Source organism: Peribacillus sp. NPDC097224 (assembly GCF_044761985.1).
In the GTDB taxonomy this organism is placed as follows: domain Bacteria; phylum Bacillota; class Bacilli; order Bacillales; family DSM-1321; genus Peribacillus.
In genome coordinates this window covers 319,924-340,318 of record NZ_JBIWDK010000003.1, presented here as the reverse complement: position 1 = coordinate 340,318, position 20,395 = coordinate 319,924, and the positions used below count along the sequence as shown (strand labels likewise).

The 20,395-nt window shown below is 41.7% G+C and carries 20 protein-coding genes and 1 pseudogene; 4 read left to right on the top strand and 17 right to left on the bottom strand.

What is annotated here, in order from left to right:
- Positions 1–65: 65 nt before the first annotated feature.
- Positions 66–788, bottom strand: coding sequence for a hydrolase (locus ACIQXR_RS08360; protein ID WP_402867781.1), 723 nt, complete (start codon positions 786–788; stop codon positions 66–68).
- Positions 789–1,063: 275 nt separating this feature from the next.
- On the opposite strand from ACIQXR_RS08360, the gene ACIQXR_RS08355 reads away from it, so the two are divergent.
- Positions 1,064–1,255 (top strand): YjzD family protein, encoded by a 192-nt coding sequence (locus ACIQXR_RS08355; RefSeq protein WP_402867780.1) that lies wholly within the window; start codon positions 1,064–1,066, stop codon positions 1,253–1,255.
- 79 nt (positions 1,256–1,334) lie between these two features.
- On the opposite strand, the gene clpB is transcribed toward ACIQXR_RS08355, so the two are convergent.
- From clpB to ACIQXR_RS08285, 14 genes and pseudogenes are all read right to left on the bottom strand, one after another.
- Entirely contained in the window at positions 1,335–3,923 is a 2,589-nt protein-coding gene (clpB, locus tag ACIQXR_RS08350) for an ATP-dependent chaperone ClpB (protein WP_402867779.1), read from the bottom strand.
- A 548-nt stretch (positions 3,924–4,471) separates the two neighbouring features.
- Positions 4,472–4,716 (bottom strand): annotated as a pseudogene (gene tnpA, locus ACIQXR_RS08345) (IS200/IS605 family transposase).
- Positions 4,700–4,786: a hypothetical protein gene (locus ACIQXR_RS08340; RefSeq protein ID WP_402868534.1), complete on the bottom strand. Its 87-nt coding sequence runs from the start codon at positions 4,784–4,786 to the stop codon at positions 4,700–4,702. The pseudogene tnpA and the gene ACIQXR_RS08340 overlap by 17 nt, the downstream one beginning before the upstream one ends.
- A 107-nt stretch (positions 4,787–4,893) precedes the next feature.
- Positions 4,894–5,073: a YjzC family protein gene (locus ACIQXR_RS08335; RefSeq protein ID WP_402867778.1), complete on the bottom strand. Its 180-nt coding sequence runs from the start codon at positions 5,071–5,073 to the stop codon at positions 4,894–4,896.
- 136 nt (positions 5,074–5,209) lie between these two features.
- Complete coding sequence (argF, locus tag ACIQXR_RS08330) at positions 5,210–6,169, bottom strand: ornithine carbamoyltransferase (RefSeq protein WP_402867777.1); 960 nt, start codon at positions 6,167–6,169, stop codon at positions 5,210–5,212.
- A complete protein-coding gene (locus tag ACIQXR_RS08325; protein ID WP_402867776.1) occupies positions 6,166–9,285 on the bottom strand; it encodes a carbamoyl-phosphate synthase (glutamine-hydrolyzing) large subunit in 3,120 nt (1,039 codons plus the stop codon). The genes argF and ACIQXR_RS08325 overlap by 4 nt, the downstream gene beginning before the upstream one ends.
- Positions 9,278–10,360 carry a carbamoyl phosphate synthase small subunit gene (locus tag ACIQXR_RS08320; RefSeq protein ID WP_402867775.1) on the bottom strand — a complete coding sequence of 361 codons (1,083 nt, stop codon included), beginning with the start codon at positions 10,358–10,360 and terminating at the stop codon, positions 9,278–9,280. The genes ACIQXR_RS08325 and ACIQXR_RS08320 overlap by 8 nt, the downstream gene beginning before the upstream one ends.
- Positions 10,361–10,444: 84 nt before the next feature.
- Positions 10,445–11,596 (bottom strand): acetylornithine transaminase, encoded by a 1,152-nt coding sequence (locus ACIQXR_RS08315; protein ID WP_402867774.1) that lies wholly within the window; start codon positions 11,594–11,596, stop codon positions 10,445–10,447.
- Entirely contained in the window at positions 11,593–12,399 is an 807-nt protein-coding gene (argB, locus tag ACIQXR_RS08310; RefSeq protein WP_402867773.1) for an acetylglutamate kinase, read from the bottom strand. The genes ACIQXR_RS08315 and argB overlap by 4 nt, the downstream gene beginning before the upstream one ends.
- Complete coding sequence (gene argJ / locus ACIQXR_RS08305; protein ID WP_402867772.1) at positions 12,380–13,612, bottom strand: bifunctional ornithine acetyltransferase/N-acetylglutamate synthase; 1,233 nt, start codon at positions 13,610–13,612, stop codon at positions 12,380–12,382. The genes argB and argJ overlap by 20 nt, the downstream gene beginning before the upstream one ends.
- A 19-nt stretch (positions 13,613–13,631) precedes the next feature.
- The gene (gene argC / locus ACIQXR_RS08300; RefSeq protein WP_402867771.1) at positions 13,632–14,666 is read right to left on the bottom strand and encodes an N-acetyl-gamma-glutamyl-phosphate reductase; all 1,035 of its coding nucleotides are present in this window, start codon (positions 14,664–14,666) and stop codon (positions 13,632–13,634) included.
- A 478-nt stretch (positions 14,667–15,144) separates the two neighbouring features.
- Positions 15,145–16,158, bottom strand: coding sequence for a GTP 3',8-cyclase MoaA (moaA, locus tag ACIQXR_RS08295; protein WP_402867770.1), 1,014 nt, complete (start codon positions 16,156–16,158; stop codon positions 15,145–15,147).
- A gap of 115 nt (positions 16,159–16,273) precedes the next feature.
- Positions 16,274–16,582 (bottom strand): metal-sulfur cluster assembly factor, encoded by a 309-nt coding sequence (locus tag ACIQXR_RS08290; RefSeq protein ID WP_402867769.1) that lies wholly within the window; start codon positions 16,580–16,582, stop codon positions 16,274–16,276.
- A gap of 112 nt (positions 16,583–16,694) precedes the next feature.
- Positions 16,695–17,483, bottom strand: coding sequence for a prolyl oligopeptidase family serine peptidase (locus ACIQXR_RS08285; RefSeq protein WP_402867768.1), 789 nt, complete (start codon positions 17,481–17,483; stop codon positions 16,695–16,697).
- Between the two features lie 236 nt (positions 17,484–17,719).
- On the opposite strand from ACIQXR_RS08285, the gene ACIQXR_RS08280 reads away from it, so the two are divergent.
- The 3 genes from ACIQXR_RS08280 (at position 17,720) to ACIQXR_RS08270 (ending at position 18,968) form a co-directional block, all read left to right on the top strand.
- Positions 17,720–18,532 (top strand): Cof-type HAD-IIB family hydrolase, encoded by an 813-nt coding sequence (locus tag ACIQXR_RS08280; RefSeq protein ID WP_402867767.1) that lies wholly within the window; start codon positions 17,720–17,722, stop codon positions 18,530–18,532.
- A gap of 98 nt (positions 18,533–18,630) precedes the next feature.
- Entirely contained in the window at positions 18,631–18,777 is a 147-nt protein-coding gene (locus tag ACIQXR_RS08275) for a hypothetical protein (protein ID WP_402867766.1), read from the top strand.
- The gene (locus ACIQXR_RS08270) at positions 18,777–18,968 is read left to right on the top strand and encodes a DUF3813 domain-containing protein (RefSeq protein ID WP_402867765.1); all 192 of its coding nucleotides are present in this window, start codon (positions 18,777–18,779) and stop codon (positions 18,966–18,968) included. Before ACIQXR_RS08275 ends, ACIQXR_RS08270 begins: the two co-directional genes overlap by 1 nt.
- A 39-nt stretch (positions 18,969–19,007) precedes the next feature.
- Here ACIQXR_RS08270 and ACIQXR_RS08265 read toward each other — a convergent pair whose 3' ends face one another.
- Together ACIQXR_RS08265 and ACIQXR_RS08260 are read right to left on the bottom strand one after the other, a co-directional pair.
- Positions 19,008–19,259: a KGG domain-containing protein gene (locus ACIQXR_RS08265; protein WP_402867764.1), complete on the bottom strand. Its 252-nt coding sequence runs from the start codon at positions 19,257–19,259 to the stop codon at positions 19,008–19,010.
- Positions 19,260–19,404: 145 nt separating this feature from the next.
- The gene (locus ACIQXR_RS08260; RefSeq protein WP_402867763.1) at positions 19,405–20,247 is read right to left on the bottom strand and encodes a YitT family protein; all 843 of its coding nucleotides are present in this window, start codon (positions 20,245–20,247) and stop codon (positions 19,405–19,407) included.
- Positions 20,248–20,395 lie beyond the last annotated feature (148 nt).

Sequence of the window (20,395 nt, the reverse complement as noted above, 5' to 3'; positions counted from 1 at the left end):
TCCGTCACCGCAAGTTTTTTCGGATGCTGTATCGTATGCAAAGTACCGCGAAAATATATCCATTCTCATAAAGACTCTTCATTTTCATGAAAAAACTTCTGGATTTGATAAGGGATTTTATATCGTTTTTCTGCTAGCAAATAGGTTAACTGCAAATGGTCTTTCCTGGTTCTCTGAATCCTCCGATAAAATGAGGCTTGTTCTTTTCGAAAACTGCCGAAAACAAGAATCACCTTCACCGGTATATGCTCCGTGAATGCCTGCACATTGGAATCCAAAATTTCTTTCTCCATATCAGCTGGATCTACCTCATATGCTGCGGCTATTTCCGATAGCCACTTTTTATAAAAGAACTTATTATCCTTTTCTTTTTCCATTTGAACCTTCAAAGATAAAATCGGGTCAATGAGGACAACCGAACGGATTTGGCTTCCCATCTCTTTCATTAGTCTCAATGCCAGCAGGGCTCCTGTCCCCTCTGCAAGAACATGGATTTTCCGATTGACTATTTCATTTTTCATAAAGAGGATATATAACTTCAACGAAAGATCAAGAGCTTTGGGGCTCCCCCAGTTCGCCCCGTAAAAATTCGAGGAAAAAAGGGTGTAACCGGTTTGTTTCAAATATTCTAATATACGTAACCTACCCGGATGCTGAAGCCAAAAGCTACTGTCCTTATCTACAAAAGAACTTCGGTCCCCAATTACCATGACGGAAAATCCACTGGGTTGTTCTGGATAATAGACGATATTCCATTGGTCTTCGATTTGAAAAGTTCTCTGTTCCATCTAAACTAACTCCTTTTAGGAATATTACTATTAGTTAATTTATGTCGAGATATCAAAAGGGTAAGGGGGGACGCCTATCTTTGAGTCTTAAATTACTTTTCTCCATTAATTTTCAGGAATCATGCCTGCTGGATTCGTGACTGATATCGCCCGTCGTTCAAAAGACATGAAAGGGCAACGATGAATTATTTATCAGTTATTATGAAAAAGCCGTTTTAACTGTATATTAATTATGGTAAGATAAAAAAGACTGTAGTGGAATGAGGTGAAATTCGATGCGTTATGCTTGGACAATTCTTTGGACATTCGTATTAGTGCATATGCTTGTATATGTTGTTTCTTCCATGATCGGAGTTTCATACGATGCTACACAGGGAACAATTTTAGGACTTATTACGGCTGTTCTAGTTTGTATCATCCCTGCTGTTATGCCTGAAGGGCCATCAAAAGACTCACATCAACATTAAGAAGCAAAAGAGGACATCCTTTTAGGATGTCCTCTTTCATATACCGTTTTCAGCTATTTTCTAAACTAACTACTTACATTTACCTCAAAACCAATCCCTCTTGGTCATAATCTATCGTCATACTTCCATGATCACCAATCGTCCCCGATATAATTTTACGGGCAATCATCGTTTCTAGATGCTTTTGGATAAAACGTTTCAATGGCCTTGCTCCGTATACTGGGTCATACCCTTGTTCAGCAATAAATTCCTTAGCGGCATCCGTCACACCAAGCGTGATATCTTGTTCAGTCAACCTTACTTGCAACTGTTGAATCATCTTTTCAACAATGCCGACAATCTCTTGTTTTGTGAGTGGCTTGAACAGAACGATATCATCCACACGGTTTAGAAATTCAGGACGGAAATGTCCTCTTAACTCTGTGAAGACCTGCTCTTTTATTCCTTCTTCAATGGCTCCATCTTCTCGATTGGACTGAAGCAAGAAATGTGAACCGATATTGGAAGTCATAATGATCACCGTGTTTTTACAGTTGATCGTTCTACCTTGAGAGTCCGTGATCCTGCCATCGTCGAGCATTTGCAATAAAATATTGAAGACTTCCGGGTGAGCCTTTTCGATTTCATCAAGTAACACGACCGAGTACGGATTTCGCCTAATCGCTTCCGTCAACTGACCGCCTTCCTCAAACCCTACATATCCGGGAGGAGCCCCGACCAAACGGGAAACGGAATGTTTCTCCATGTACTCAGACATATCAATCCGTATCATATGTTCATCACTATCGAATAGCGTCTCTGCCAACGCTTTGACCAATTCTGTTTTACCGACCCCTGTCGGTCCAAGGAAAATAAAGGAACCTATTGGTCTGTTTGGATCCTTGATCCCGGCTCTAGCCCGTAATACAGCATCCGATACAAGTTCCACCGCTTCCCCTTGACCGATTACCCGTTCATGAAGAATATCCGAAAGACGAAGCAATTTATCCCTTTCGCTTTCCACTAACTTACTTACCGGAATACCCGTCCATCTAGCAACGATTGAGGCAATTTCTTCCTCGGTCACTTCTTGGCGGAGCAAACGGGATTCCTGCTTCCCATTTTCCACCTCTTCTTCCATGGCCTCCAAATCCTTTTGAAGCTGTGGAATCTTCCCATGTCGAAGTTCAGCTGCACGGTTCAGGTCATAGTCATTTTCCGCCTGTTCCAGCTCATGCTTTAACTTTTCAAGTTCTTCCCTCTGATCCTGGACTTTTTGAAGGGACGATTTCTCCATTTGCCATTTGGCTTTCATACTGGTAGCCTGATCCTGCAATTCCGAAAGTTCTTTTTGGAGTACCTCCAATCTTGCTTTGCTTTGAGCATCCTCTTCGTTTTTAAGCGCAGCTTCCTCTATCTCCAACGTCATGACTTTCCTCGTAATCGCATCAAGTTCCGCTGGCATCGAGTCGATTTCCATCCGGATCATTGCACAAGCCTCATCCACAAGGTCTATTGCTTTATCCGGTAAAAAGCGTTCCGTGATATAGCGATTTGATAGAACAGCTGCTGCCACAATGGATCGATCATGTATTCTGACCCCATGATGGACCTCGAACCTTTCTTTCAGACCACGCAAAATGGAAATGGTATCTTCTACGTCTGGCTCTGGAACGAGCACTTGCTGGAAACGCCGTTCAAGAGCGGGATCCTTCTCAATATACTTACGATATTCGTCAAGTGTGGTTGCACCAATGCAATGCAATTCACCACGCGCTAACATTGGCTTCAGCATATTTCCGGCATCCATTGCCCCTTCCGTTTTACCAGCACCGACAATGGTATGCAATTCATCGATGAATAATAGGATGTTCCCATCGCTCTTTTTCACTTCATTCAGAACCGCTTTCAGTCGTTCCTCAAATTCACCGCGAAACTTAGCCCCGGCAACCAACGCACTCATATCAAGCGAAAACACCGTTTTATCTTTAAGCCCTTCCGGTACATCTTTTCGGACAATTCGTTGGGCCAGACCTTCGACAATGGCCGTTTTACCGACACCAGGTTCCCCAATCAATACGGGGTTATTTTTTGTCTTACGTGACAAAATACGGATGACATTCCGGATCTCCGTATCACGGCCAATGACAGGATCCACATTCCCCGCCTTCACTTCAGCAACAAGATCTCTTCCATATTTTTTTAAAACTTCATATGTGTTTTCCGGATTTTGACTAGTCACTCTCTGATTCCCCCTTATCGTTTGGATAATTTGCTTTGCTTTCCCATAGTCGATCCCATAGTCCGCAAATAGCTTTCTTATGTTCGGTTTATCTTCTTTTAACAAAGCAAGCAAAATATGCTCAACTGATAGATACTCATCCTCCCAGCTCTTCATTTCCTTTTCAGCTGCCGATAGCACATTCTGAAGGGAATTCGACATATAAACTTGAGAGGTGCTTCCGCTCACTTGAGGCAACTTATTTATTTCTTTATTCAGCTCCGTATCGAAAGGACTGAGCGATTGATTCGTTTCCGACAAAATTCTAATGAGTAGGCTTTCATCCTGTGTCATCAGGGCTTTTAATAGATGAAGCTCGGTAAGTTCCGGGTTTTCCCTATCCTTGGCCAGCTCCTGCCCACTTATAAATGCCTGTTGGGTTCTTTCCGTCATCGTATTAAAATCCATCTTAAAACCTCCCATTCATTGTTTCCAAAAGAATGCTTATGATGTTTGACCAACTTTGACCTTTACATTTTAATTATACTGCTTATTATTCCCTTGTAAAGAAAAGTTATATGGGACATTGATAATTTCTGCTATTAACCTTTTACAACCCACCCTACCAGAGGGTTTATACAATCTGTTTACTCTAAAAGTTAAAAGTACAAAGCAAAAAACCTCTCTTCAATCAAGAAGAAAGGCCAAATCATCCCGAAGATCCTTTAAGTAAATATTTGCGGAAGAGTTTTTTAGAAATCTCGAATATTTTCGGATATACTCAAGAATAATGTTCCAATAATAACGACTACCCGTGATAATGGGTGGTCTGCGGCTGAAAGCCTTTATTACTGACCAGGCCCTAAAGGGTCCCTGATTGGTTCGCCAATTGTACTACTTTTACTGGCCAGACCTTAAAAGGCCTTCCACTCACTTCCTTTTCTTTTTCTGTATCTCTTCACCTGTGAACGGATCTGCGACTATATCATCTTGTATCTGGTTCCGTATGTATTCTTCTATACCTTCTTGTTTCGTCCAACTGTATCTACATAATATCCCGTACACCAAAACTTTCGGTTTCCATACCTGTATTTCAAATTCGTATGACGGTCAAATATATTCAAACTACTTTTCCCTTTAAATAACCCACAAATGAAGTTACACTTATTTTTGGTGGGATGCTCACGAGCATATGTACATGGGCTTTACATGCCGTTGCTTCAATGATTTCCACGCCTTTCCTTTCACATAGCGTGCGCAATATTTGACCGATATCCTTTTTTATCTTTCTTGTAAATCAATTGTCTTCTGTACTTCGGTGCAAATACGATATGATACTTACAATTCCAGGTAGAACCGTAGGCCTAGCCTAGGGTTTTCTTTTCTACAAAAAAAGCAGGAAAGGGAATGATCATCCTTTTCCTGCTTTTCCATTTCATTATGGCTTTCTTTGATAGGTCCATAGCCGGTTATGATTCGAAGTCTCAGGAAAGGTGTCCCCTGCTTCGAGCTTGACCATTTTCGGATTGACTACCATACTTCCTGTTTCACCGATTTCTACGTATGCCCCATTATTAGGTGCTTTTTGCCCTGGCTTAAATTGACGATTTTGCCCCATGTATTTCACCCCTTTACATGCTTTCCCTATTATTATTGCCACCTTTTTTTCTTTCATGACCGAAAATTTCAAAGGGGAAAAGAGGATGGTGGACAAAATATAAAAGCGCCTGCTATAGAGCAGACGCTTAAATTTATTATGATAGTAAATCTACGAGAACCGCCTTTTGGGCATGTAGACGGTTCCCCGCTTGATGGAATACGACCGAATTCGGCCCATCGATGACTTCTGCAGTCACCTCTTCTTCTCTATGAGCGGGTAAGCAATGCATGAATAGATAATCATTCTTTGCATGTTTAACAAGTTCACCGTTGATTTGATAGCCCTTAAACGCTTCTAAACGGATGCTATTCTCAATTTCTTGCCCCATGGAGGTCCATACATCCGAATATACGATATCTGCGTCCTTAATGGCTTCAACCGCTGAGGTCGTAACAGTTACTTCACAATTATTTTCAGCTGCTACTTCCTTCGCGTAGGCAACGATTTCTTCGTCAGGCTTATACCCCTCCGGACATCCAATCGAGAAATTCATGCCCATTTTAGCGCAACCGACCATCAATGAGTTGGCTACATTATTCCCATCGCCAATGTAGCTCATTTTTAATCCTTTCAATTTCCCTTTCAATTCTATGATGGTCAGGAAGTCCGCCATCACTTGGCTAGGATGTGCAAGGTCAGTCAACCCATTAATAACGGGAATGGTTGCATGATCAGCCAATTCCATGATTTTTTCATGCCCGAAAGTACGAATCATGATACCATCAATGTACTCGGAAAGGACTTTTGCCGTATCGGAAATGGGTTCTCCACGTCCGATTTGCAAGTCATTACTGCTCAAAAATAATGCATGGCCACCTAGCTGTAGCATTCCCACTTCAAAAGAGACCCGGGTACGAGTCGATGATTTTTCAAAAATCATCCCTAATGTCTTACCAGCTAAAGGTTTATATTCCTCGCCCGCTTGTAATTTGGCTTTTATATTTTGCGCCAACTCCAATAAAGCTGCAATTTCCTTTGATGTTGTTTCCTTCATCGTCAAGAAGTCTTTTCCACCCAAAATTTTCGAGTGCGACTGTGCCATCAGTGCATTCATACGTGTGACACCCCTTTCGAATAAGTTGCAAGCCATTCCTGCAATGAGGTAACGCTTGGATCCGCATGCTTCAGTGATTGTAAATACGCTTTAAATGTTTCCTCTTCCGAAAAGGCCAATAGTCTGTATTTGGCGGCTAATAACCGTAACTGCTTATCTTCATCCGTTGCTCCATAAGCCAAGACGACGGCTGCATTGCCTGCCTTTAGCCATTGGTCAAAGTCCGAATGGGTGATTTCCAAGTCGGCATCATGGATTAGCTTAAGTAGTCCTTCGCTTAATTGGGCTGATTCGGCTTGATACACACCTGTCGTATGTTTAGCCTTTTGAGCGTGAAATACTTTCGTTAACGCTTCTATCATGGTTTCCCCGATTGCGATGCCTTCACCTGTAGACTTCATTTCCGGACCGACTTTTGAATCCAGTCCACTTAAAGCGAAGGTTGAGAATACTGGATATTTGACGACCGAATACGGAATATCTTCCATTAATCCTGTTTTTTCAACCAAATTTGCTAAAGAATATTTCCCAAGCAATATTTTTGTCGCCATTTGCACTAATGGGACGTTCGTGACTTTACTGATGATTGGAATCGTACGGCTGGCACGTGGATTCACTTCCAGTACATATACATCACTGCCATCAATGACGAATTGGATATTCATGAGTCCTTTATATCCAAGCTCTCTCACAAGCTTTTCTGCATAAATGGTCATTTTCCCCTTAATATCATCCGATAAGGACTGTGAAGGCAGTAAAGCCAGGCTATCTCCTGAATGAACCCCTGCTTTTTCAACATGTTCGGCTACGATTGGGATATAAACTTCCTTACCATCCGCAATCAAATCGATTTCTGCTTCCTTACCAGGAATATAAGAATCGATCAATACGGGATACACAAGTTCTGCACCATTTTCGATTCGGTTCAACAAACTTTCCTTTGAACGGATTATTTCCATTCCTTGTCCACCGATGACATAAGACGGACGCAACAGCACAGGGAAGCCGATTGTTTCAGCACTTTCAACGAGCTGTTCCACACTGTCAGCCATTGTTCCTGGGACATGCGGAATGTCCAGCTTTTGTAACAGTTGATAAAAACGATCGCGATCTTCTAACTGATCAAGCATGTCAAATGAAGTACCAAGCAAATTGATTCCGTAGTCTTCCAATCCTTTAGCCAGATTGATAGCCGTCTGACCGCCAAACTGGACAATGACATCCTCAATATTTTCCGCTTCAATGACGTTCAAGACATATTCCAAAGTTAAAGGCTCGAAATACAAACGGTCTGCTGTCGCAAAATCCGTACTGACCGTTTCGGGGTTATTATTGATCATGACCGTTTCCACATTTTCACCTTGAAGGGCATAAACGCCATGAACGGAACAATAATCGAATTCGATGCCTTGACCGATTCGGATTGGCCCGCTGCCAATCATCAGAACTTTTTTCTTATCTGTTTTTTGCTGTTCATTTTCTCCAAAGTAAGTCGAATAATGATAGTTCGTATGTGAGTCGAATTCGGCTGCACAAGTATCTACCGTCTTGTAAACGGCTGTTATACCCAGTGTTTTACGAAGTGCCCTCACGTCGAATTCACTTATATTCCATACGGAGGCAAGGTAGCGATCTGAAAAGCCCTTCTCCTTGTAAAGCTGCATCTCTTCCTTGTTGACCAATTCAGCAGTCTTGGAAGAGATATCCTTTTCTTTCTCGATTAGCGAAGCGAAAGAGTGAAGGAAATAGTAATCTATGGCGGTTGCTTCATGGATTTCCTCCATCGTCACACCTTTACGAAGCATTTCAAAAATGACAAAGATTCTTTCATCCGATTTCTCGGCAAGCTTTTCCCATAGCTCGGATACTGACTTATCCTTTAATGACAGGAGCTGAAGCCCGTTTGTCTTTAATTCCAATGAATCAATAGCCTTTTGTACTCCGCCTTCGAAATTGCGATGCAGGGCCATTACTTCTCCTGTCGCTTTCATCTGTGTGCCCAATTTACGGTGTGCCGTCTTGAATTTATCGAATGGCCAACGCGGGAACTTAACTGCTACATAATCCAACGCCGGTTCAAAGCTTGAATACGTGCTCTTCGTTACTGGGTTGATGATTTCCGATAAATGATAGCCGACAGCCAGTTTTGCAGCGATACGGGCAATTGGATACCCGGTCGCTTTGGAAGCCAATGCAGAAGAACGACTGACACGCGGATTCACTTCAATCAAATAATATTGTTTACTGTTAGGATCAAGTGCAAATTGAATATTGCAGCCCCCGATAATCCCTAAAGCGGAAATGATTTTAATAGAGGCAGAACGTAGCATTTGAAACTCATCATCAGACAATGTCTGTGATGGTGCAACCACAATCGAATCACCTGTGTGAATACCGACTGGATCAATATTTTCCATATTACAGATGGTGATGCATGTATTGTTTCCATCACGCATGACCTCGTATTCGACTTCCTTAAAGCCCGCGATGCTTCGTTCAATCAAGCATTGAGTAATCGGGCTTTCCTGAAGCCCACCCCGAACAAGTTCTTTGAAAACCTCCATGGATTCTGCGATTCCACCACCGGTTCCGCCTAGTGTGTAGGCTGGTCTGATGATGATGGGAAAGCCAATTTCCTCAGCAAAAGCTACCGCCTCTTCCAAAGTATGGACAATCTTACTGTCCGGCACTGGCTCATCTATTTCAAACATTAGTTGACGGAACAGCTCACGATCTTCTCCCTTTTTGATGGAGTCAATCGGTGTTCCTAGTAATTTGACATTATATTTTTCAAGAATCCCAGCATCATCTAACTGATAGGCAAGATTCAATCCCGTTTGACCGCCTAAAGTGGCAAGCAAGCCATCTGGTTTTTCTTTGGCAATGATTTTTTCCAGTACATCCACCGTCAACGGTTCGAAATAGACGGCGTCCGCGTTCATTTCGTCCGTCATTATGGTTGCCGGATTGTTATTGACAAGAATGACTTTATAGCCTTCCTCTTTTAAGGCGAGGCAGGCTTGTGTTCCTGCATAGTCAAATTCAGCGGCCTGCCCGATGACGATTGGCCCTGAACCAATTACTAATATGGTCTGTATCGTGTTGTCTTTAGGCATATGCTTTTTCTCTCCCGCTATAATCATTTATCATTTGTAAAAAGTCGTGGAACAACAGTGAACTTTCAACCGGTCCTGGATTTGCTTCAGGATGGTATTGAGTTGTGAAAATTGGAAGGTCTTTATGCATAAGGCCCTCAACGGTATGATCATTTACATTACGGAACCGGACTTGAAGCGATGTTCCTTCTAAACTTGGTTCATCCACTTCATAACTATGGTTTTGTGAACTCATATAAACCCTTTTCGTTTTCAAATCGACCACGGGCTGGTTCGCACCTCGGTGCCCAAACAGCATCTTTTTCGTATTGCCCCCAAAAGCAAGTGCGGTCAATTGATGACCTAGGCAAATGCCCATGGTAGGAAAATTCGAAATGATTTTCTTTATATTATCCAACAGATATTCAAGCTGTTTTGGATCCCCAGGCCCATTTGAAAGCAAAATGCCATCCGGTTTCAATTTCACGATCTGTTCGAATTTCGTATCGAAGGGAACGACTGTAACATGGCACCCCTGCTCGATCAATGAAGTTAAAATGGATTTTTTATAGCCAAAGTCCATCAATACAATATGCTTGCCGCCTTCTCCATATTCCTCATATTGTTTCGTGGAAACTACAGCGACATGTGCGGCTATACCATCGAGCTTGGATTCGAAGGTATAGTTTTCATTCATGGAGATCGCCGCTTGCATGGAACCTTCTTGACGGATATTCTTGACGACAGCCCTTGTATCCACATGACTCAATAGAGGAATATTCCATTTATCCAAATACTCAGCAAGTGAATATTCGGCTTGATAATGTGAATGATTCATAGTGCCTTCATACACAATAACGCCAGCCACATGAGGCTTCTTACTTTCGAAATCGAATGGATTGATTCCGTAATTCCCAATTAAGGGATACGTAAAGATGACGATTTGATCTTTATAGGACGGATCAGTCAATACTTCCTGATATCCGGTCATTCCGGTAAAAAAGACAATCTCTCCAGTAATTGTTTTCTGAGTCGATTTAGTTAACAGATTCCCTTCGAATACAGAACCATTTTCTAAGCATAAATAATTTTTCATGTTTTTCACCTCTTAGGTAGATGATGTATATTTATATACATAGTAGCATAATTATTCATTTCATTCTATAAAAATTCAAATAATTTAGATTATTTGTTTTGTTGCCACTGCACTTTTAATTTTCACGATTGCCTGATCTATTTCTGATTGATTCACCGTAAGCGGTGGAAGCAAGCGAAGTACGTTCGGCCCGGCACTCAATAGAAGTAGACCTGCCTCTTGCATCTCCAATATAAAGCCCTGGACTTCCTGTTTGCATTCAATGCCAATCATCATCCCAAGACCCCGGACTTCTATTACATCGTCAAGATCCTCTAACGCCTTGGTCAATTCACTTTTCAGATACTCAGCTTTTTCCTCTGCTTCTTTTAAGAAATCCGGTTGGAATATTTCAATTAGAACCGCTTCGGCAGCTGCGACACTCACTGGGTTTCCTCCAAAAGTGGACCCATGGCTTCCAGGACCAAAGAATTCCGCCAATTCCCTTTTACCGATCATTGCCCCGATAGGGAGTCCGTTTCCAAGCCCTTTGGCCGAAGTAAGGATATCTGGCTGGATATCGAAATGAAGGAAAGCGAATGGCTTAGCTGTCCGGCCAATTCCCGTTTGAATTTCATCAACGATAAAAAGGGCTCCATGTTTTTTACATGCGGCAGCAATTGCATCCAAATAAGCTTGCTGAACAACATGAATGCCACCTTCCCCTTGAACGATTTCAATCATGACCGCTGCCGTGTCACCGTCTACTGCGGCGGCTAAAGCGTCGTTATCATTAAATGGAACATATTCAAAAGAGTTTAACATCGGGCCGAAACCTTTCTTGATCTTATCTTGCCCGGTTGCTGCCATTGTTGCGAAAGTACGCCCATGAAATGATTGTAAACAAGTGACGATCTTACTTCTCCCTGTCGATTTACGGGCAAGTTTAATTGCTGCCTCATTTGCTTCCGCACCGCTGTTGGCAAAGAAAACGTGGTCCAATCCCGATGCTTCTGCCAGCATGCCCGCAACCCTTTCCTGTGCAGAGCTCTGGAACATATTCGATACATGCCAATACTTATTCAACTGCTGAGTAACGGCATTCTTCACTTTTTCGTGACAATGACCAAGATTCAGCACTCCAATTCCTGATGTAAAGTCCAGATACTCTTTCCCATTCTTACTCATTAACTTCGTACCGTTCGCTGTTTCTGGTTCTATGTCCCATCTTGCATACGTTGGAAATAAAGAACTCATTTGAATACCCCTTCTTTCTGTAAAAATTTCGTACCGATGAACTGTCCATCCTCGTAGAAGATCTCTTTTCCACTTACAATCATCACTTCTTCGACGCCCTTATTCAACACGGATAATGCAGTCTTTACCTTTGGAATCATTCCTCCATATATACTGCCATCTGTAATTAAATCTTGCGTCTCCGATTCGGTCAGCTTTTCGATGACTTGATGATTCTTCATTACCCCTTTAACATCTGTTACAAATAAACACATGGCCGCCGAAAGGGCTTTCGCCACTGAACCTGCAGCCATATCGGCATTCACATTCAGTTTATTTCCATCTTCTGTAGAGGAGATAGGCGTCAACACTGGGCAGAAGCCTTTGTCGAAAAACAATTCCAATAGTTCTGTATCGACCTGTTGAATTTCACCGACAGCCCCTAGTTTTTCTTTATCAATGAATTCACCGGTCAGGATGCCACCATCCGATCCATTGAGGCCAACCGCTTTGATTCCGTGTTCTTCCAACTTGTGTACAAGGCAACGATTAGATTTACCTGCCAGCATCAGTTCAACCACTTCCAGCACGTCTGATGTCGTTTTTCTTAACCCATCTTCGAATACTGGTTCAATTTCAAATTTCTCAAGCATCGAATTGATATCCGGACCGCCTCCATGAACGAAGACGATTTGATACCCACGGCTTTGTAGTTCTTTTATACTCGTAAAAAATGATTCGGATAACTCATTAATAATGCTGCCGCCGCATTTGATGACTAAAGTGTCCACCCATTCATCCCCCTTATGATCGATAGCTCCCATTAATTTTCACATAATCATAGGTTAAGTCGCAGCCCCATGCCGTACCTGATTCGTTCCCATCTTGTAAATAGACATTAATCGTTATACTCTTATTTTCTAAATAGGCTTTCGCCTCTTCTTCGGAAAACTGTACCGGTTCGCCACCCTTCAGGACTACGATATCACCAAAGGCGATCGTTGTTTGTGTAGGTTGAAAGGCCACTCCGCTTCTTCCCATGGCCGCGATAATGCGACCCCAGTTAGCGTCAGAACCAAACGCTGCGGTTTTCACTAAATTTGAACCCACAATCGTTTTTGCCATCATCTGTGCATCGGTTTTCTCATTCATTCCATGGACATTGACTTCAATTAGCTTCGTAGCCCCTTCTCCATCTTTTGCAATTTGCTTAGCAAGGTTTTCAGATGTCTGTTTCAATAAATTCAAGAAGACGGACCATTCCGGGTGTGCTTTGGATAATGGTTCATTGCCTGCTTCTCCATTTGCCAAAACCAGAACCATATCGTTCGTGGAACTATCACCATCTACCGTGATTTGATTGAAGGTATCGTTGGTTATGCTAGATAACGCCTGCTGTAAATCGGCTGGTTCAATGGCTGCATCCGTCGTAATGAATCCAAGCATCGTAGCCATGTTAGGATGAATCATCCCCGACCCTTTCGCTGCACCGCCCATTTTTACGACCTTGCCGTCAATGACCGCTTCATACCCACAGCTCTTCGTTACGATATCCGTCGTCAAAATAGCGGTACCAAAGTCTTCTGCGGCTTCTGGTGTATCAGCTATCTCGAGTAAATCTATTCCCTTTTTGATTTTTTCCATATCCAAGTACTCACCAATGACTCCCGTTGAAGCAACAGCAAAAGCATGATCTTCCAAGTCAAACTTTTGTGCCGTAAGCTTTCGCATTTCAAGCGCATCCTTTAGCCCTTGCTTTCCAGTGCATGCATTCGCGCAGGCACTATTCACGATGATGCCATGAATTTTGCCGGTGACGGAAATACTGTCTTTCGTCACATCGATTGGGGCCGCCTGAACGACATTCTGTGTATAAACGGCAGCAGCTGAGGCCGTGACGTCCGAAAAAATGACGCCAATATCTTTTTTGGAGTAACGTAAACCTGCATGAACGCCTGACGCTTTAAATCCTTGTGGAATTAAGATGTTTCCTTTTTCAATTTGTTTGATTGTTTCAACTTGCTGTAATGTATTCATTATTTCCCTCCAAGAAATTTTATGGATAAAGCGGGGTGTTCCATAATCCTGTTGTTTCTTCAATCCCCATTAAAAGATTTGCGTTTTGAATGGCCTGCCCAGCAGCGCCTTTCACTAAATTATCAATGACCGAAACAATCGTTGCCCTTCCTGTTCTTTCATCATAAGCAACACCTATATCGCAAAAATTCGAACCATATACTTGTTTTGTAGAAGGAAAGTGATCTAGTGGCTGTATTCGAACAAATGGATGTTTATCATAAATGGTTTCATACAAATCCCTTAATTCGGCCGTTGAAGTTTGCCGGTTTAATTTAACGTACATTGTGGCCATGATCCCTCTCGTCATCGGGACAAGATGGGTATTAAAAGATATCGGCTGTAAATCTTTCGACCAGCGTCCAAGCTGTTGCTCAATTTCCGGTATATGTTGATGCTGGTTCACCTTGTATATTTTGAAATTTTCATTCATTTCACTATAATGCGTTACGACCGAAGGAGACTTCCCTGCCCCGGACACCCCTGATTTTGCATCGATAATTACATCTGAACCTGTAGCCCATCCTTCCGTAAATAAAGGGGCAAGGCCAAGCAATGTAGCGGTGGGGTAACAACCTGGGTTTGCAATAATAGTGGATTGCCTGATTTCCTCGGCATTCCATTCTGCTAGACCGTATATAGCTTTTTCAAGGATGGATTGAGGGGCAGCCTCTTTTTTATACCAACGTTCATATTCTCCTGGAGTTTGAAGCCTGAGGTCCCCTGACAAATCGATTACTTTCAAGTCAAGATCAGAAAATTGCGAAATCAGTTGTGAGGAAACACCTGAAGGCGTAGCGAGAAAAACAATATCAGATTTTTTTGCGATTTTTTCCGGATCAATGGCTTCCAATTTATCTTTCATATGCATTAAATGCGGATTTTCTTCATGGATACTCCGACCAAATTGGGATGAAGTATGCAATGATTCTATTTGTAAATGAGGATGATTAGTCAGGAACCTTATTAGCTCCAATCCACCATATCCTGTAGCTCCGACAATTGAAACATTCATAAAACCACTCCTATATTCTAGTCCCTGTCATTCTTTGATTCTATTATTATATGATTGAATAAAAATAAAATCAAATGTATTTTTATAAAATTATTAAATTATATACAAAATTCTATCTTTTGCTACTATTCTTTGATATATTTTTTTCCATTCACAGCCCATTTATGAACAACGTCTTTGATTTAACCCTTTCTTGTTGCTAAAATCACCAGTAGTTCATTCATTGCCTTGTTTATTCATTTCACAACCTCCATATCCGTCCCCCGACAACCAGCAATTATATGCCTACAACATGAAAAGGTTGCGGGGATATCGACCGTATCCATCCAATTGTATTGATCCAGGGACCATTTAATATCTTGTTCCATCATATACATGCATAAAACCCGTATAATTTATTCATTAACCAAACGATGCACATACAAAAAAATACGGGATGGCATCTGCCATCCCGTATTTTTAACTTGTCCTTTAAAAATCAACCACCAATAAAGGACATTTCTATTTTTTCTTGTTTTTTCAAAGTGCCCGCTACCCTCTCGTCCGAATAACGGTCATCTCGATGATTCCAAATCGATATGATGTGGTCTGTTAATTCTTCATCCGACATCTCTGAACGAACCAATGACTTCAAGTCATGGCCTTTCCCATTAAATAAGCAAGTATATATGCTACCGTTTGCAGAGAGACGTGCACGCGTGCAACTTGAACAGAATGATTCCGAAACCGACGTGATGAATCCTACTTCAGTTGTTGTTCCTTTATAACGGAAACGCTTAGCAACTTCCCCAAAGTAATCTTCTTCCACAGGTTCCAATTCGAATTCTTGCTGTAGCATCTCGAGCAGTTCCTTTTTCGTTACCACATTTTTTAGTTGCCAACCATTTGTATGGCCAACATCCATATATTCTATATATCGCAGTTGAATGCCTTCCTGTTTGCAAAAACGAGCCATTGGCAGGATTTGAGATTCATTCGTTTCTTTTTTCACCACCATATTGACCTTGACGCCAAGTCCTGCCTTTTTAGCAGCGGCGATGCCTTCCAGAACCGGTTTTATCCCGATATTTCTGCCATTCATCTTTTTAAACAACTCGTCATCCAGACTGTCTAGGCTGATGTTCACTCGTTGTAAACCTGCTGCCTTTAAATCGGCCGCATGCTTCTTCAGGAACACGCCATTGGTGGTCAACCCTATATCTTCTATTCCTTCAATCAAGACAAGTTCGGAAATAAGCGTGGTAAGATTTCTGCGTAACAGCGGTTCCCCGCCCGTCAACCTTAACTTCTTCACACCTAAGTTTGCGAATATTTTAGAGATCCTTATAATTTCTTCATATGATAAAAGCTCGCTCTTCGGGAGGAACTGGAAATTCTCATGAAAAATTTCAGCCGGCATACAATATTGACAACGGAAGTTGCAACGATCGATGACGGAAATTCTCAAATCTCTTAATGGCCTATCTAAAGAATCTTTTATTTGACTGGTCAATTAACCACTCCTAGCCCTCATGTATTAGAAAAAGCCAAGCCAATAAAAAGCTGGTCCACAAAATGCGGATTCACCGTTTTTTGACTGGCTCTCTATTCATTCTTTTACATGGAATTTATTTTATGCCTAATGCGATTTTTGCATATCTGGACATGCGGTCCTTGGACCATGGTGGACTCCACACAATTTGCACGTCCGTTTCTTTCACTTCCGGAATATCTTCAAGCACCAATTTCACTTGATCGACGATTGTACCAGCTAATGGGCAGCCCATAGCCGTCAAGGTCATCTTCACAGTCGTTAGTCCTGCCTCGTCCATATCCACATCATATACCAAGCCCAGATTGACGATATCTATTCCAAGCTCCGGGTCAATAACCTGTTCCAAAGCTCCCATAATAATGTCTTTTGTATCTTGATCCATCCTAATCACTCCTTTTATAATCAATTATCCCCGTCATTCATACCGGGTGCTGATAGTTAAAACGGTTTACACTATCTACATATTAGAATCATAACAGATTTTTCGCGTTCCATTAAGCTTTTTGTATAGTTGGCAATAAATGTTTCTCAAACCAGTTCGCCGTTTGAAGCACACCTTCTCTGCTTACCTTATGAGATGCTTTCTTGTCGAGAATGAAATTAATTCTATTATCCCCTTCATTATAACTTGATTTAACCTCTTCATAAAAGCGATATGCATATTGATAAGGAACCACATGATCTTTTGCTCCATGCCAAAACAATAGTGGCCGATTAGCGAGCCTGTCGGGATTCAAGCTTAGGTCAAATGGTTTAAGTTGTGCAATCGCTTGTGTGATTTCCTCTTCCGATAGGGGAAAGCTAATCTCCCTTTTTTTCATTTCCCCTATTTGAAGCTCGGCAAACGAAACATATGAAGGGTTCCCCATCAAGCTCACGCCCGCCGATAACCAATCATAAGTCGCTAACGCCCCATTGGTCACAATCCCACCCATTGAGCTGCCGGCTATGCCAATCCTTTTAGGATCGATTAATTTACGGGAAAGTAAATCATCTTTAAGTAGGGGCAACTCTTTGATGCTCTGTAATACCATTTCCCAAAAACGAGGCATCAACTCGGATTCGCTTTCCCCCGTTTCCCTCTCTCCATGGTAGACAACATCGGGAAGAATCACGCGAAAGCCCTTTTCAGCCATTAAATACGCATAATGGAGATTGTGTTCCTTTGCACTCTGAAATCCGTGTATAAAAATGACTAGCGGCAGTTCCTTATTGAAAATGGACCGTTCGCTAACATGTAAAACGGGAATGTGCCCTATTACTTCTTTTTCGATGATAACCAATTCGACCCCTCCGAATCATTCATGTTATAATGCTGATTGCCCCTAAATGGAACAACCAAAATTTTATTAAAAAACCTATTTAAGTAAGTCGTATAATCTCGGGATTATTATAACCCTTTCATTTAGTAATATCATACAAGAATGCATAAAGAATGAAAAACATTTACAATTTCAGTACACTAAACTTAACAATATTCGCCTATAATAAAATCAAAAAAGAACAGAAGGTGCCATAGATGAATGACAAGCATTTAATTGTATTGGATCTTGATGGAACATTACTTACTGATAAAAAATCCATTTCCCCCCGCACTAAACAGACCCTTTTAAAACTGAAAGAGGATGGACATGAAGTCATGATTGCGACAGGCCGTCCCTACCGCTCAAGCGAACTCTATTATCGTGAGTTGGGATTGACAACGCCTATCGTCAATTTCAATGGTGCCTTTGTCCACCATCCCTTGCAGACAAGCTGGGGGACGTATCATTCACCTCTCGACATCAAGATTGCAAAAGAGATAGTCGAGGCCTGTGACCAATTTAGCTATCATAACATCATTGCAGAGGTTAGGGATGATTTATATGTCCATTATCATGACGAAAAATTGATGAATATGTTCAATGTAGGGAATCCAAAAATGACTAGCGGGGACCTGCGGAACTACCTAAACGATTCGCCTACTTCGATGCTCATCCATACAGATAGCGAATATGTCGGGCAAATTCGGCAGCATCTATCGGATGTCCATGCTGAATTGGTTGATCACCGACGTTGGTCAGAGCCCTTTCACATCATCGAAATCATAAAAAGTGGATTAAGCAAGGCTGTCGGGCTTCAGCGTGTATCCAATTACCTGGACATTCCAAAAGACCGGATCATCGCATTCGGAGATGAGGACAATGACTTGGAAATGCTTGACTATGCAGGAACAGGTGTCGCCATGGGTAATGCTATAGAATTAGTGAAAAACGTAGCCAACACGACCACCTTGACCAATGAGGAGGACGGCATTGCCATTTTCCTTGAGGAAAAATTCAATCTGAAATAACACATTTATTTCCTTCATAAATTCCATTCATTGAGCCACACTACTAGGGACAACATCAAACATCGTTGTCAAAAAGCTCAGATTCGGAGGAGATAATAATGGGAACAAAATCAAAACGTTTTGTACAGCAAGGCAAAGAAAGTGTTGCCAAACACGCTGAAAAAATCCCTTATCACACTACGTATGCAGAGGCTGAAAAAGACAGATTACGCATTATGTCAGAACAAAGCTATGGTGGCTTCTAATGGGAAACAAATTATTCCAGATCGCTCGGGACTTTGTTGAAGAAGCTCTCCACTCTGAGCCTGGTGGCGACCAGCAAAAAACTGTAGAAATCGCCAAAAATGCTCTTTCTTCGGCTAATGCCAATACGAATAATGCCGAAAAAGAACAGTTGCGTGAACTTCAGGAAAAGTTGGAAAACCATCTAAAGTAAAAAGGAAAAGCCTCCAGGATCCTGGAGGCTTTTCTCTATTTAACCGTTATTTCCTGTTGTTCCGCCTTTTTTACCGATTTCTTTATAAAAACTTTTATCATGAGAATCGGATGTGGCTTCTCCGCCCTTTTGACCAATTTCCTGATAAAACTCTTTGTTGTGATTATCTGAGGTGGCTTCTCCGCCTTTGCGTCCAATCTCTTGGTAGAAGTCCTTATCGTGATTGTTCGAAGTGGCTTCCCCGCCTTTGCGTCCAGCTTCTTCCCTACTCATCTTTTCATTCTTAGCCATTGTTCATCACTCCTTCAACAAGATTTATTGGCGATACGCTAGTACATTAGCCGTTTGGGATAAGCCTCAAACGTAAAACACCAATATTTATCCATTTGTCAATGAAGTGTAACAGTATTGAAAAATATGGTAAAAATCCTACTGTTCATTCCCTTCGGAACGTACCAACGATTCCCGACGTTTCAATAATGTTGGTGAAGGCATGGGGATCGACTTCTTGAATAATCCTCTCCAAATCATACAATTCATACCGAGTAATGACGATCATTAACATTTCCTTACTTTCATTGGTGAAAGCTCCTTTAGCAGGGAGCCTTGTAATGCCGCGAACCAATTTAGCATGGATGGCTTGCTTCAGTTCCTCGCTTTGCTTCGTTATGATCATGGCTGTCAACTTTTCATGGCGAGTATGTATAGCATCCACCACTCGTGTTGAAGTATAAAGCGTAACGAGGGTATACAAGGCCTTTTCAGGTCCATATACCGCTCCGGCTGTGACGATGATGATTCCATTCAAAAGAAATAAGTAAGTTCCTACAGGCTTGTCCTTCTTGCGTGATAAAAGCATGGCGATAATATCCATACCACCTGTCGATGCCCCGAATTTCAATGTAATCCCTACTCCGACCGCAGCGATCACACCACCAAACACAGCATTCAACAAAATGTCTGGGGACCATCGTGTTAGCGGGATGATTTCCATAAATAAACTCATTAATATAACACTGAGGAAGCTATAAAAAGTGAAGGACTTCCCAACCTTCCTCCATGCAAGAATAGTGACTGGAATATTCAATAGAAAGAGTAAGATACCAGTCGATACATTAAATGGTGCAAAGGATCCAATAATACTTGATAATAACTGCGCTACCCCTGTGAATCCACTTGCATAAACATTTGCTGGAATCAGAAAAAAGTTCATTGCAACAGCATTCAGTAATGCCCCAATTATGACAATTAGAATTTTCTTTATTTCATTACCATACAACCAAAAAACCTCCAATATATTCTATTTTTAGTGGCCAATTCCCCTTATTTTCTCTTTCTATAGTCGTAGTGATTGAAATTTCACCGTTACATGCTAAACTAAATAGAGTAAAACTCACATTTACTAAAATATGTAAAAAGAAAGCGGG